The sequence below is a fragment of the Variovorax sp. Varisp53 genome, from assembly GCF_059491555.1.
In genome coordinates, this window is sequence record NZ_CP168512.1 from 2,376,470 (window position 1) to 2,388,444 (window position 11,975).

Below are 11,975 nucleotides of genomic sequence, written 5' to 3' on the forward strand. Positions count from 1 at the left end.
TTCAACGGAGAACCTCATGGAAGACATCGTCATCGTTTCGGCTGCACGCACGGCGGTCGGCAAGTTCGGCGGCTCGCTCGCCGGCATTCCCGCCACCGAGCTGGGCGCCCTCGTGATCAAGGAAGTGATTGCCCGCGCGAACCTCACGGCCGAGCAGGTCGGCGAGGCCATCATGGGCCAGGTGCTGGCGGCCGGCGCCGGCCAGAACCCCGCGCGCCAGGCATGGCTCAAGAGCGGCGGCGCCAAGGAAACCCCGGCGCTCACCATCAACGCCGTGTGCGGCTCGGGCCTGAAGGCCGTGATGCTGGCGGCGCAGGCCGTGGCCACGGGCGACAGCGAGATCGTCATCGCCGGCGGCCAGGAAAACATGAGCGCAGCGCCCCACGTGCTGCCCAACTCGCGCAACGGCCAGCGCATGGGCGACTGGAAGATGGTCGACACCATGATCGTGGACGGCCTGTGGGACGTCTACAACCAGTACCACATGGGCATCACGGCCGAGAACGTGGCCAAGAAGTACGAAATCAGCCGCGCCGCGCAGGATGAACTGGCCCTGGGCAGCCAGACCAAGGCCGCTGCCGCGCAGGACGCCGGCAAGTTCAAGGACGAAATCGTCGGCGTGAGCATTCCGCAGAAGAAGGGCGACCCCGTCGTCTTCGACAAGGACGAATTCATCAACCGCAAGACCAACGCCGAAGGCCTGGCTGGCCTGCGTCCCGCCTTCGACAAGGCCGGCGGCGTGACCGCGGGCAATGCCTCGGGCCTGAACGACGGGGCAGCCGCCGTGATGGTGATGACCGCCAAGAAGGCCGCCGCACTCGGCCTGAAGCCGCTGGGCCGCATCGCCAGCTACGCCACCGCCGGCCTCGACCCGGCCATCATGGGCATGGGCCCGGTGCCTGCATCGACCAAGGCGCTGCAGCGCGCGGGCTGGAAGGCAGCCGACCTCGACCTGCTCGAGATCAACGAAGCCTTCGCCGCGCAGGCCTGCGCTGTGAACCGCGAGATGGGCTGGGACGTGAACAAGGTGAACGTGAACGGCGGCGCCATCGCCATCGGCCACCCCATCGGCGCGTCGGGCTGCCGCATCCTGGTGACGCTGCTGCACGAAATGCAGCGCCAGAACGCCAAGAAGGGCATTGCCTCGCTGTGCATCGGCGGCGGCATGGGCGTGGCGCTGACCATCGAGCGCTGATCCACAGCGCCCGGCGCGCCGTCGTTGCCGCTCAGCGCGACATCGACGGGCGCTGCGCCATCGCAGCGCGCCAGCGCAGCAGCTCGGGGTGCTGTTCCCCGGGCTTGACCCGCACCACGCGGGCGAAATCCACCGCCACCACGGCGGTGATGTCGGCCAGGCTGAACCGGTCGGTGGCGACGAACTCGCGGCCGGCCAGCCGTTCGTTCAGCGTCTCGAAGAAATGCTGCACACGTGCCAGCCCGCGCTGTGCCAGTTCGGGAATCTGCGCGTAGTCCACAGGGCCGGGCAGCGCCCGGTTGGCCATGGCCGGCGAACCGTTGCGCAGCGTCTCGGCAATGGCCAGCAGGCCTTCGAATTCGATGCGCCAGTTCCAGCTAGCGACCTCGGCCTTTTCCTTGGGCGTGCGGCCCATCAGCGGTGGCTCCGGGTAGCGGGCCTCCAGCCAGGCTGCGATGGCGGCGTTGTCGGTCAGCAGCCCGTCTTCCTCGGTGCGCAGCGCGGGCACCGTGCATTGCGGGTTGATCTCGCGGTAGGCCGCGCCCAATTGCTCACCATGTGCCAGGTCGACCTGCACCGTCTCATGGGCAATGCCCTTTTCGGCAAGCAGGATGCGGGCGCGCCGCGGACTCGGCGCGGTGGCGCAGTCGTAGAGAATGATCATCGTCTGTCCAACTTCCTTTGGAACTCATCGCATGAATGGCACGACAGCCTACACGCCGCCCACCGTCTGGTCTTGGAACAAGGAAAGCGGCGGCCGCTTCGCGAACATCAATCGCCCGATCGCGGGTGCCACCCATGAGAAAGACCTGCCGGTAGGGAAGCATCCGCTGCAACTCTATTCGCTGGCAACGCCCAATGGCGTGAAAGTGACGGTGATGCTCGAAGAACTGCTGGCGCTGGGCCACACCGGCGCCGAGTACGACGCCTGGCTGATCCGCATCAGCGAAGGCGACCAGTTCGGCAGCGGCTTCGTGGCGGTGAACCCGAATTCCAAGATCCCCGCACTGATGGACCGCAGCGGCGCTACGCCCATCCGCGTATTCGAGTCCGGCGCGATCTTGCAGTACCTGGCCGAGAAGTTCGGCAATGCCTTCCTGCCGACGGAGCGTGCAGCCCGCGCCGAATGCCTGTCGTGGCTGTTCTGGCAGATGGGCAGTGCGCCGTACCTGGGCGGCGGGTTCGGGCACTTCTATGCCTATGCGCCCACGAAGATCGAATACGCGATCGACCGCTTCGCCATGGAGACCAAGCGCCAGCTCGATGTGCTCGACCGCCGGCTGGCCGAGAGCCGCTACCTGGCGGGCAATGAGTACACCATCGCCGACATGGCCGTCTGGCCCTGGTACGGCACGCTCGCCAAGGGCCAGCTGTACGAGGCGGGCGAGTTCCTCCAGGTGGGCGAGTACAAGAACGTGCTGCGCTGGACCGACGAGATCGCGCAGCGCCCGGCGGTGCAGCGCGGCCGCATGGTCAATCGGGCTTGGGGCCAGCCTTCGAGCCAGCTGCACGAGCGCCACGACGCAGGTGACTTCGGGACCCGCACCCAGGACAAGCTCGAAACGGAACAGCGATGAGCGACAGGATCCTGGTCTTCTACGGTTCGTACCGTTCCGATCGCATGGGCGTGCGCCTGGCGGACTACATCGTCTCCGGCCTTCGCGCGCGGGGCGACGATGCGGAGCTGGTGGACGCGAAGCAGGTCGACCTGCCCATGCTCGACCGCATGTACAAGGAATATCCCAAGGGCACCGCGCCGGCGGCGATGGAAGCGCTGGCCGAAAAGATCCGCACGGCCGATGCCTTCGTCTTCGTCACCGGGGAATACAACTGGGGGCCGCAGCCGGGCCTGAAGAACCTGACCGACCACTTCCTCGAAGAGTGGTTCTGGCGGCCCGCGGCCATCGCGAGCTATTCGGCGGGGCGTTTCTCGGGCGTGCGCTCGGGCACGGTGTGGCATTCGATCCTGTCGGAGATGGGCATGGTCGTCGTGTCGAGCACGCTCGCGGTCGGCCCGATCTCGCAGACGCTGGACGCGGCCGGCAAGCCGACCGGGCCGGCGGGTGAATCGCTTGATCGCTCGTTCGGCCGCTTTGCGGACGACCTGGCGTGGTGGACCGAAGCGGCGCGAGCGCAACGTGGGCGCAAGGCGCCGCCGTACTGAGCAGCAGGCCCGGCGAAGCACTTTGTTCACCGCACATTTTTTGGGCAAAGTGATTAATTCCTTTATAAAACAACAGCTTGCGAGCCTTTTACAAGGCTCCCCATGAGTTATCCCCAAAGTTGTGCACTGAAAATGGGGACGACATCAGGTTTTCTTGATTCGAGCGTAAGTTGCTGATCCGATGAAGCTTTCTGCCCTCCAGAAATCGAAGGAAAGTTCTCTTCATCGCCATTTTCATGCCCATCGGGACCGTTTTGCCCGCTCAGGTTGTTCACCGCCCAAATTTTGAGCAAACTAAGGAATACCCTTGTAAAACAACGACTTAAATCTGTTTTACAAGGCTCCTCGTGAGTTACCCCCAAAGTTGTCCACGGAAAATGGGGACGGGATCGACTTGTTCGGCAATCGCCTGCAAATCCCTGTTTTTCGGGGGTGCTGCGCTCAGTTTTCTTCGGCCTGCTGTTCGGCGTAGTGCCGGCACAAGGTTTCGACCAGCGCCTGCGCATAGACCGGCAGCGCCGCCCGGTTCCGCACCAGCAGATACCGCTCGCGAACGCACCATGCATCGCTGAGGTCGATCAGCGCGAGCTGCATGCTCTCCTGGTTGCGCCGCGCCGCCGACTCCGGCACCACGCCAATGCCCACGCCGCTGCCGATCATCCGGCACATCGCGTCGAAGCTGCCGAGCTGGATGCGCAGCTTCTGCCGCTTGCCGAGGTTGTCGGTGATCTGCGCGAGGAAGGTCTGCAGCGTGCTGCCCTGCTGCATGCCGATGGCGTCCTCGTCGAGCGTTTCGGCGAAGGCGATCCTGCGGCGCTTCGCGAAGCGGTGCTTGCGCGATGTGACGAGCACCAGCCGGTCGGTGCTGAAGTGGATCGCCTCCAGGCCTAGCGTGTCGACGCGGCCCGCGACGATGCCGATGTCGGCGCGGCCGTCGAGCACGCCGCGGGGGATCTGAGCATTCGGTTTTTCCTGAAGGTCGACGTTGATGCGCGGGTTGTGCGCCAGGAAGCCCGGCAGTATCTCGGGCAGGAAATCGGTCACCGCCGTGGTGTTGGCGAACACGCGCAGATGGCCGCGCAGCCCGCCGCCGTACTCGAGCAGGTCGGCGCGCAGCTGCTCGGTCTGGTGCAGCACGAGGCGCGCATGGTGCAGGAAGGCTTCGCCCGGCGGCAGCAGCCGCACGCCGCGGGCTTCTCGCTGCAGCAGCTGCAGGCCCGCCTGCGTTTCCAGCGCCTTGATGCGCGCACTCGCGGCGGCCAGCGACAGGTGCTGGCGCTCGGCGGCTCGCGTGAGGTTGCCGAGTTCGGCCGTGGCCACGAACAGCCGCAGGTCGGTGAGGTCGAAAAGCATGAGGCGGATGTTATGCGCCGAGCCTTCGGAAATGCAGAAGGCTGGGTTCCGAAATCGCAGATTGCGCGCGAGGGGAGGGCGAACGACCATGCGGCCATGGAGACACCACACATGAGATTCCGCGTACGCGCGCTGCTGTCGCTGGCTGCTGCAGCGCTTCTGATCCCGACGGGCCCGGCGAGCGCCCAGCCTTACCCCTCGCGCCCCATCACATTGGTCGTGCCGCAGGCCGCCGGCGGCACCAACGACATCGTCGGGCGCCTCGTGGGCCAGAAGCTCGGCGAGGTGATGAACAACGCCAGCGTGGTGGTCGACAACCGCCCCGGTGCGGGCGGCAACATCGGTACGCAGCTCGTCGCCAAGGGTCCGAAGGACGGCTACACGCTGCTCATGACCATCAGCAGCAGCCAGGCGATCAATCCGGCGCTGTACAGGAACCCGGGTTTCGACCCGGTGAAGGACTTCAGGCCCGTCGGCCTGATCGGCGCGGTGCCCAACGTGCTGCTGGTCAACCCCACGTTCCCGGCGAAGGACTTCGCGGAGTTCCTGAAGCTCGCGCGGCAGAAGGGCGCCAACTACCAGTACGCCTCGGCCGGCAACGGCACGCTCAACCACCTGCTCGGCGAAATGCTCAACAGCATGGCCGGCATCTCGCTGCAGCATGTGCCGTACAAGGGCGTGGCGCCCGCGCTCAACGACGTGCTGGGCGGGCAACTGCCCATCGTGTTCGCGAGCCTGCCTTCGGCGCTTTCGCACATCAAGGCCGGCAAGCTGCGCGCGCTGGCCGTGAGCGGCGACAAGCGCTCCGCCGTGCTGCCCGACGTGCCCACCATCGCCGAGGCGGTGCCCGGCTACAACGGGACGTTGTGGATCGGCCTGTTCGCACCCGCAGGCGTGCCGGCCGACGTGTTGGCGGCGCTGCAGGAAGCCACGCGCAAGGCGCTCGCCTCGAAGGACCTGCGCGACAAGCTCGAACAGCAGGGCGTCGAGATCGCGGCGCCGACTTCTCCCGAGCAGTTCGCGGCGCTGCTGCAGGGCGATCTCGCCAAGTGGGCGCGCATCGTCAAGGCCTCCGGCGCCGCGGTCGACTGAAGGAAGCCCATGAGCAACGACAACCACGCGACGCCTTCCATGATCGACAGCGAGGCGCTGGCCAGGCTGCAGGCCTGGCAGGGTCGCAGCGAAACGCTGGCCGACGACATCACCGCCGCACCCGTGCGCGCGCTCTCCGCGACGCTCGATCGCGACGATCCGCTGCCGCAGGCCGGCACGCGCCTGCCCGAGCTGTGGCACTGGCTCTACTTCCTGCCGCACCATCGCCAGTCCGAGATCGGTGACGACGGCCATGCGAAGCGCGGCGGCTTCCTGCCGCCCGTGCCGCTGCCGCGCCGCATGTGGGCCGGCGGTCGGCTCAATTGGGAGGCGGGCAATCCGCTGCAGGTCGGCGACAAGGTGGAGCGCACCTCGACCATCGCCTCGGTCGCGCACAAGGCGGGCCGCACCGGCGAACTGGTGTTCGTGCTCGTGCGCCATGAGGTGCGCAACGAGCGCGGCCTCGCGCTGACCGAGGAACACGACATCGTCTACCGCGCCGCCGCCGCGCCTGGCGAGAAGGCCCCGCCGCCCACACCCGCGCCGAAAGATGCCGCCTTCAGCCGCGACATCGCGCCTGACGACGTGCTGCTGTTCCGCTACTCCGCGCTCACCTTCAACGGCCACCGCATCCACTACGACCGCCGCTACGTGACGCAGGTCGAGGGCTACCCGGGCCTGATCGTGCATGGCCCCCTGATCGCGACGCTGCTGGTCGACCTGTTGCGCCGCAACGTGCCGGGCGCGCAGCTCGCCCGCTTCGAATTCCGCGCCGTGCGCCCGACCTTCGACATCGCGCCGTTCCGCGTGCACGGCAAGCCAGGCGCCGATGGAAAGACATTCAGCCTCTGGGGCGAGGACGCCGACGGCTGGCTCACGATGCAGGCCACGGCCGTACTCGCCTGACAGGAGAAGGAACACATGACAAGACCCCTGGACGGCATCACCGTCATCTCGCTCGAACACGCGATCGCCGCACCGTTCTGCACCCGCCAGCTGGCCGACCTCGGCGCCCGGGTCATCAAGGTGGAGCGCCCCGAGGTAGGCGACTTCGCGCGGGCCTACGACGCCCGCGTGGCCGGCGAGGCCTCGCACTTCGTGTGGGTGAACCGCTCGAAGGAAAGCCTCACGCTAGACCTCAAGCAGCCCGCCGCGCTCGCGGTGCTGCAGGAACTGCTGGCCGATGCCGACGTGCTGGTGCAGAACCTCGCACCCGGTGCCTCGGCGCGCATGGGGCTCGGCGCCGAGGCGCTGCAGGCGAAGCATCCGCGGCTCATCGTCTGCGACATCTCGGGCTACGGCGAAGACGGCCCGTACCGCGACAAGAAGGCCTACGACCTGCTGATCCAGAGCGAAGCCGGCTTCCTGTCGGTCACGGGCACGCCCGACGATCCGTGCAAGTCGGGCAACTCCATCGCCGACATCGCGGCGGGCATGTATGCGTACACCGGCATCCTCGCGGCGCTGCTGCAGCGCGGCAAGACGGGCAAGGGCTCGCACATCGACGTGTCGATGCTCGAATCGCTCGCCGAGTGGATGGGCTATCCGATGTACTACGCGTACGAAGGCGCGGCGCCGCCGCCACGCAGCGCCGCATCGCACGCGACCATCTATCCCTATGGCCCGTTCCCCGCCGGCGATGGCGGCACGGTGATGCTGGGCCTGCAGAACGAACGCGAATGGCGCACCTTCTGCGAGAAGGTGCTGCTGCAGACGGGGCTCGCGGCCGATGCGCGCTTCGACAGCAATGCGCGGCGCAACGACAACCGCGAGGCCCTGCGCGCGATCATCGTCGAGACTTTCGGCGCGCTGAGCACGGCGCAGGTGCTGGAGCGGCTCGACGCGGCGCAGATCGCCAACGCCCGCATGAACGACATGGCCGGGCTCTGGGCCCATCCGCAGTTGCAGGCACGCGAGCGCTGGCGGCAGGTGGGATCTCCGGCCGGAAACATCCCGGCCTTGCTGCCGGCCGGCCGGCAGAGCGCGTTCGACTACCGCATGGACCCGATCCCGGCGGTGGGCGAGCACTCCGATGCCATCCTGCGCAGCCTCGGCCGCAGCGAGGCGGACATCGCGGCGCTGCGCGAGGCGGGGGCGGTATGAGCGTGCCATTGGCTCCGCTCGCTCTCGCGCGAGCCTTCCTCTTCGTGCCGGCCGACCGGCCCGAGCGCCATGCGCGGGCACTGGCGACCGGTGCGGGCGGCGTGATCGTCGATCTCGAAGACGCGGTGGCGCCCGAGCGCAAGGTGGCGGCGCGCGAGGCGCTCGCCGCCTCGTTCGCCAAGCTGCCCGAGATCGATCGGCAACGCCTGCTGGTGCGCATCAATGCCGCCGGCACGCCGTGGCATGAAGACGACTGCGTGCAGGCCGGCGCACTGGTGGCGCAAGGCTTGATTGCCGGTGTCGTGCTGCCCAAGGCGGAGCGCGCGGCTCATCTGTCCAGGATTGCGGAAGCCATCGGCCCGAAGGGCGTGCTGGTGCCGTTGATCGAGTCGGCCGAAGGCCTGTCGGCGGTCGAAGAGCTCGCGGCTGGCCCGCAGGTGCTGCGCCTGGCTTTCGGCAACCTGGATTTCCAGGCCGACCTCGGCCTGGCCTGCGATGGGGACGAAGCCGAACTCGTGCCGGTGCGCCTCGCGCTGCTGCTGGCCTCGCGTCGCACCGGCCTGCCCGCGCCCATCGACGGCGTGACGCCCGACTGGCGCGATGCATCGAGGCTGGCTGCCGACACCGCACGCGCCCGGCGCGGCGGCTTCGGCGCCAAGCTGTGCATCCACCCCGATCAGGTCGCGCCGGTGCACGCCGCGCTCGGCCCTAGCGCCGACGAAGTGGCATGGGCCCGCCGCGTGATCGATGCCGTGCGCGCTGCCGGCGGCGGAGTCGTCAGCCTCGACGGCCGCATGGTCGACGCGCCCGTGGTGCGCCTGGCCGAACGCCTGCTCGCGCTCGAACACCCGTAGATAAATAACCCCCAGAAGGAGACAAAGAAGTGACAGCAACGAAGACCTGGAAATCAAAGGCCCTGCTCGCGGCCGCGGCGAGCGCCTGCCTGCGCGCCTTTCAATCGCCGGCGGCCGCACAGGCCGCGTGGCCCGACAAGCCCGTCACCCTGGTCGTGCCGTACTCGGCCGGCGGCCCGACCGACGTGGTGGCGCGCATGCTGGCCATTCCCATGGGCAAGTCGCTGGGCCAGACCGTGATCGTCGAGAACACGGTGGGCGCGGGCGGCACCATCGCGCCCACGCGGGTGGCCAAGGCGGCGCCCAACGGCTACACCATCCTGATCCACCACATGGGCATGGCCACCGCGCCCGCGCTCTACAAGAAGCTCAACTACGACCCGTTGAAAGATTTCGAGTACATCGGCCAGGTGATGGACGTGCCGATGACGCTGCTGTCGCGCAAGGACTTCCCCGCCAACAACTACCAGGAGCTGCTGGCCTACGTGAAGGCCCACAAGGACAAGGTGACGCTGGCCAATGCGGGCGTGGGCGCGGTGTCGCAGCTGTGCGGCCTGCTGTTCATGAACCAGATCGGTGTGCAGCTGACCACCGTGCCCTACAAGGGCGCGGGTCCGGCGCTCAACGACCTCATGGGCGGGCAGGTCGACCTGCTGTGCGACCAGACCACGCAGACCGCGCCGGTCATCAAGGACGGCAACCGCGTGAAGGTGTTCGGCGTGACCACGCCCAAACGCCTGTCGAGCATGCCGACCATTCCCACGCTCGACGAGCAGGGGCTCAAAGGCTTCGAGGTGAAGGTGTGGCACGGCATCTACGCGCCCAAGGGCACGCCGCCCGCGGTGCTCGAGAAGCTCAACGTCGCCCTGCGCGCCGCGCTGCAGGACGACATGGTCAAGCACCGCTTGGCCGAACTCAGCTCGGAAATTGTGCCGCTCGACAAGCAGACGCCGGAAGGCCTGCGCACGCACCTCGCGGCGGAGATCGAGAAATGGGGCAAGGTGATCCGCGCCGCGGGCGTGCAGGCGGATTGAATCTCTCAGGCGGGCGGTGTCTGCGGCTGCGCCCGCAGCGTCTCGTCGAACAGCGTGAGCAGGTGCCGCGCGAACACATCCATGTTCGCCGGCCGGTCCGTGTCGCCGGTCTCGATGGTCCGGCTCACCGTGACCGCACCGACCACGGCGATGCACACGTGTCCCGGCGCATCGCCATACGGACTGCCCGACGGGCCGGCCGCACCGCTTTCGGCGATGCCCCAGGTCGTGTGATGGGTGTCGCGCATCCGGCCCGCCACGAGCCGGGCGTAGGGCTCGGTTTCTCCGCGCATGCCGGCCATGTCTTCCGCGGTCAGGCCCAGCAGCGCGCGGCCGGCGCGCCGCGAATAGACGACCGCGCCGCCGCGGAAGTAGGCCGACGCACCGGGAATGGCGAGCAGGGCGGCAGACACGAGGCCGCCGGCCGAAGACTCGACGACCGACACCGTATGGCCCCGCGCGCGCAGCGTTTCGCCGACGCGTGCGGCCAGGGCGGACAGAAGTTCGGGCGGGGGAACGGCGCTCATGGCGTCTTGAAGGGCGTGCCCGGCCGCTTCACGTAGGCCGGCGCGCGCTCGTGGCTCGCGGTACTGCCGTATACCGTATCCGCCGGGTAGTACTCGGCCTGCAGCTGCACCCGGGCGGCGGCTTCATCGCCCGCGGTGTGGGCGATGAAGGCCAGCATCAGGTCGGTACCGGCCGATACCCCGGCCGATGTCCAGACGTTGCCGTCCTGCACGAAGCGCTGCTCGACCACCTTCACGTCGCCCAGTGCGCGCAGGCGGTCCAGCGATCCCCAGTGCGTGGTGGCGGTCTTGCCCGAGAGCAGCCCGGCCGCGTGCAGCACGAAGGCGCCGGTGCATACCGACATCAGCGTTTGGCATCCCGGCGCCTGGTCGGCGAGGAAACGGGTCATCGCGGGGTTGCCGACCTCGCGGCGCGTGCCCATCCCGCCGGGCACCAGCAGGTGGTCGAGCGGCCGACAGTCGGCGAAGGACACGTGCGGGTTGATGGACAGGCCCTTGGCGCAGACCACCGGTTCGCGCTTTTCGGCCACGATCATGCAATGCTCGGGACCGCCGGCCAGCTTGCTCCACATCGTGAGCATTTCCCAGGGGCCGACAAAGTCGAGTTCCTCGACTTCGGGGAAGACGATGATCCCGAAATTCATACTTTCGACTCCTTGGTAATAAGGTTGGCGATGGCGTTTGCACAAGAGCGAACAGATGCGAGGATAGAGCCCGGGCACGAAGGCCGCTTCGTGACAGCTGGTTGCAAGCTCGGCTCAGTGTTTTCCTCAGAGGACCACGGCTTGAAACTCGCTAGAGTGAAGGCGGCCGTTCAGGCTTTTGCTATGTACATAAAGGAAATCTCATGAGCAAGAAAGTTGCATATGTCACCGGGGGCATGGGTGGCATCGGAACTGCCATCTGCCAGCGTCTGCACAAGGACGGGTTCACCGTGGTCGCCGGATGCGGTCCCACGCGCGACCACGCCAAGTGGCTGGCCGAACAGAAAGCCGAAGGCTTCGAGTTCCATGCGTCGGTCGGCAATGTCGGCGACTGGCAATCCACCGTCGAGGCCTTCTCCGCCGCCAAGGCGGCGCACGGACCCATCGACGTGCTGGTCAACAACGCCGGCATCACGCGGGACCGCATGTTCCTGAAGATGACGCCCGAGGACTGGAGCGCGGTGATCGAGACCAACCTCAACAGCATGTTCAACGTCACCAAGCAGGTGGTGGGCGACATGGTCGAAAAGGGCTGGGGCCGCATCATCAACATCAGCTCGGTCAACGGCGCCAAGGGCCAGGCGGGCCAGACCAACTACTCGGCCGCCAAGGCCGGCATGCACGGCTTCACCATGGCGCTGGCGCAGGAGCTGGCCAACAAGGGCGTGACGGTCAACACCGTGAGCCCGGGCTACATCGGCACCGAAATGGTCAAGGCCATCCGACAGGAAGTGCTCGACAAGATCGTTGCCACCATCCCGGTCAAGCGCCTGGGCGAACCGAGCGAAATCGCCTCCATCATCGCGTGGCTCGCCACCGACGAGGGCGGCTACAGCACGGGGGCCGACTTCTCGGTCAACGGCGGCCTGCACATGCATTGAGCATGCTGACCTGTACCTGATCGACAAGACCCGCTTCGGCGGGTTTTTTCATTTCATCGATACGGGTT

At 67.4% G+C, this 11,975-nt stretch carries 13 protein-coding genes; 9 read left to right on the forward strand and 4 right to left on the reverse strand.

Features of this window, described 5'->3' with window-relative positions; genetic code table 11:
* Positions 1-16: 16 nt before the first annotated feature.
* The gene (locus ACEOAB_RS11055; protein WP_007833100.1) at positions 17-1,195 is read left to right on the forward strand and encodes an acetyl-CoA C-acetyltransferase; all 1,179 of its coding nucleotides are present in this window, start codon (positions 17-19) and stop codon (positions 1,193-1,195) included.
* A 31-nt stretch (positions 1,196-1,226) separates the two neighbouring features.
* Here ACEOAB_RS11055 and ACEOAB_RS11060 read toward each other — a convergent pair whose 3' ends face one another.
* The gene (locus ACEOAB_RS11060; RefSeq protein ID WP_413749669.1) at positions 1,227-1,859 is read right to left on the reverse strand and encodes a glutathione S-transferase family protein; all 633 of its coding nucleotides are present in this window, start codon (positions 1,857-1,859) and stop codon (positions 1,227-1,229) included.
* Between the two features lie 31 nt (positions 1,860-1,890).
* On the opposite strand from ACEOAB_RS11060, the gene yghU reads away from it, so the two are divergent.
* On the forward strand, positions 1,891-2,772 hold the full coding sequence (gene yghU / locus ACEOAB_RS11065) for a glutathione-dependent disulfide-bond oxidoreductase (RefSeq protein WP_056599554.1): 882 nt from the start codon (positions 1,891-1,893) through the stop codon (positions 2,770-2,772).
* Complete coding sequence (locus ACEOAB_RS11070; RefSeq protein ID WP_413749668.1) at positions 2,769-3,359, forward strand: NADPH-dependent FMN reductase; 591 nt, start codon at positions 2,769-2,771, stop codon at positions 3,357-3,359. The genes yghU and ACEOAB_RS11070 overlap by 4 nt, the downstream gene beginning before the upstream one ends.
* 441 nt (positions 3,360-3,800) lie before the next feature.
* On the opposite strand, the gene ACEOAB_RS11075 is transcribed toward ACEOAB_RS11070, so the two are convergent.
* Positions 3,801-4,712 carry a LysR family transcriptional regulator gene (locus ACEOAB_RS11075; RefSeq protein ID WP_056599545.1) on the reverse strand — a complete coding sequence of 304 codons (912 nt, stop codon included), beginning with the start codon at positions 4,710-4,712 and terminating at the stop codon, positions 3,801-3,803.
* A 111-nt stretch (positions 4,713-4,823) separates the two neighbouring features.
* On the opposite strand from ACEOAB_RS11075, the gene ACEOAB_RS11080 reads away from it, so the two are divergent.
* Genes ACEOAB_RS11080 through ACEOAB_RS11100 form a run of 5 tightly spaced genes read left to right on the forward strand, consistent with a single transcriptional unit; the run spans position 4,824 to position 9,795 of the window.
* On the forward strand, positions 4,824-5,804 hold the full coding sequence (locus ACEOAB_RS11080; RefSeq protein ID WP_413749667.1) for a tripartite tricarboxylate transporter substrate binding protein: 981 nt from the start codon (positions 4,824-4,826) through the stop codon (positions 5,802-5,804).
* A 9-nt stretch (positions 5,805-5,813) separates the two neighbouring features.
* Positions 5,814-6,710 (forward strand): HTD2 family dehydratase, encoded by an 897-nt coding sequence (locus ACEOAB_RS11085; protein WP_413749666.1) that lies wholly within the window; start codon positions 5,814-5,816, stop codon positions 6,708-6,710.
* 15 nt (positions 6,711-6,725) lie between these two features.
* On the forward strand, positions 6,726-7,907 hold the full coding sequence (locus ACEOAB_RS11090; protein ID WP_056599537.1) for a CaiB/BaiF CoA transferase family protein: 1,182 nt from the start codon (positions 6,726-6,728) through the stop codon (positions 7,905-7,907).
* Positions 7,904-8,761 carry an HpcH/HpaI aldolase/citrate lyase family protein gene (locus ACEOAB_RS11095; RefSeq protein ID WP_495653720.1) on the forward strand — a complete coding sequence of 286 codons (858 nt, stop codon included), beginning with the start codon at positions 7,904-7,906 and terminating at the stop codon, positions 8,759-8,761. Before ACEOAB_RS11090 ends, ACEOAB_RS11095 begins: the two co-directional genes overlap by 4 nt.
* A gap of 29 nt (positions 8,762-8,790) precedes the next feature.
* Positions 8,791-9,795 (forward strand): tripartite tricarboxylate transporter substrate-binding protein, encoded by a 1,005-nt coding sequence (locus ACEOAB_RS11100; protein WP_495653721.1) that lies wholly within the window; start codon positions 8,791-8,793, stop codon positions 9,793-9,795.
* A 5-nt stretch (positions 9,796-9,800) separates the two neighbouring features.
* Here the strand turns inward: ACEOAB_RS11100 and ACEOAB_RS11105 are convergent, their stop codons facing one another.
* The gene (locus tag ACEOAB_RS11105) at positions 9,801-10,322 is read right to left on the reverse strand and encodes a CinA family protein (protein ID WP_056599532.1); all 522 of its coding nucleotides are present in this window, start codon (positions 10,320-10,322) and stop codon (positions 9,801-9,803) included.
* The gene (locus tag ACEOAB_RS11110) at positions 10,319-10,966 is read right to left on the reverse strand and encodes a DJ-1/PfpI family protein (RefSeq protein ID WP_413750932.1); all 648 of its coding nucleotides are present in this window, start codon (positions 10,964-10,966) and stop codon (positions 10,319-10,321) included. The genes ACEOAB_RS11105 and ACEOAB_RS11110 overlap by 4 nt, the downstream gene beginning before the upstream one ends.
* Before the next feature lie 203 nt (positions 10,967-11,169).
* Between ACEOAB_RS11110 and phbB the strand changes: the two genes are divergently transcribed.
* Positions 11,170-11,907 (forward strand): acetoacetyl-CoA reductase, encoded by a 738-nt coding sequence (phbB, locus tag ACEOAB_RS11115; protein WP_056521388.1) that lies wholly within the window; start codon positions 11,170-11,172, stop codon positions 11,905-11,907.
* The last annotated feature ends 68 nt before the right edge of the window (positions 11,908-11,975 follow it).

What these genes read in the sequence shown, in the direction of transcription:
- ACEOAB_RS11110 (WP_413750932.1), bottom strand. Translation starts at nt 10,966, where the DNA reads ATGAATTTCGGGATCATCGTCTTCCCCGAAGTCGAGGAACTCGACTTT.
- ACEOAB_RS11085 (WP_413749666.1), top strand. Translation starts at nt 5,814, where the DNA reads ATGAGCAACGACAACCACGCGACGCCTTCCATGATCGACAGCGAGGCG.
- phbB (WP_056521388.1), top strand. Translation starts at nt 11,170, where the DNA reads ATGAGCAAGAAAGTTGCATATGTCACCGGGGGCATGGGTGGCATCGGA.
- ACEOAB_RS11055 (WP_007833100.1), top strand. Translation starts at nt 17, where the DNA reads ATGGAAGACATCGTCATCGTTTCGGCTGCACGCACGGCGGTCGGCAAG.
- ACEOAB_RS11075 (WP_056599545.1), bottom strand. Translation starts at nt 4,712, where the DNA reads ATGCTTTTCGACCTCACCGACCTGCGGCTGTTCGTGGCCACGGCCGAA.
- ACEOAB_RS11060 (WP_413749669.1), bottom strand. Translation starts at nt 1,859, where the DNA reads ATGATCATTCTCTACGACTGCGCCACCGCGCCGAGTCCGCGGCGCGCC.
- ACEOAB_RS11090 (WP_056599537.1), top strand. Translation starts at nt 6,726, where the DNA reads ATGACAAGACCCCTGGACGGCATCACCGTCATCTCGCTCGAACACGCG.
- yghU (WP_056599554.1), top strand. Translation starts at nt 1,891, where the DNA reads ATGAATGGCACGACAGCCTACACGCCGCCCACCGTCTGGTCTTGGAAC.
- ACEOAB_RS11095 (WP_495653720.1), top strand. Translation starts at nt 7,904, where the DNA reads ATGAGCGTGCCATTGGCTCCGCTCGCTCTCGCGCGAGCCTTCCTCTTC.
- ACEOAB_RS11080 (WP_413749667.1), top strand. Translation starts at nt 4,824, where the DNA reads ATGAGATTCCGCGTACGCGCGCTGCTGTCGCTGGCTGCTGCAGCGCTT.
- ACEOAB_RS11105 (WP_056599532.1), bottom strand. Translation starts at nt 10,322, where the DNA reads ATGAGCGCCGTTCCCCCGCCCGAACTTCTGTCCGCCCTGGCCGCACGC.
- ACEOAB_RS11070 (WP_413749668.1), top strand. Translation starts at nt 2,769, where the DNA reads ATGAGCGACAGGATCCTGGTCTTCTACGGTTCGTACCGTTCCGATCGC.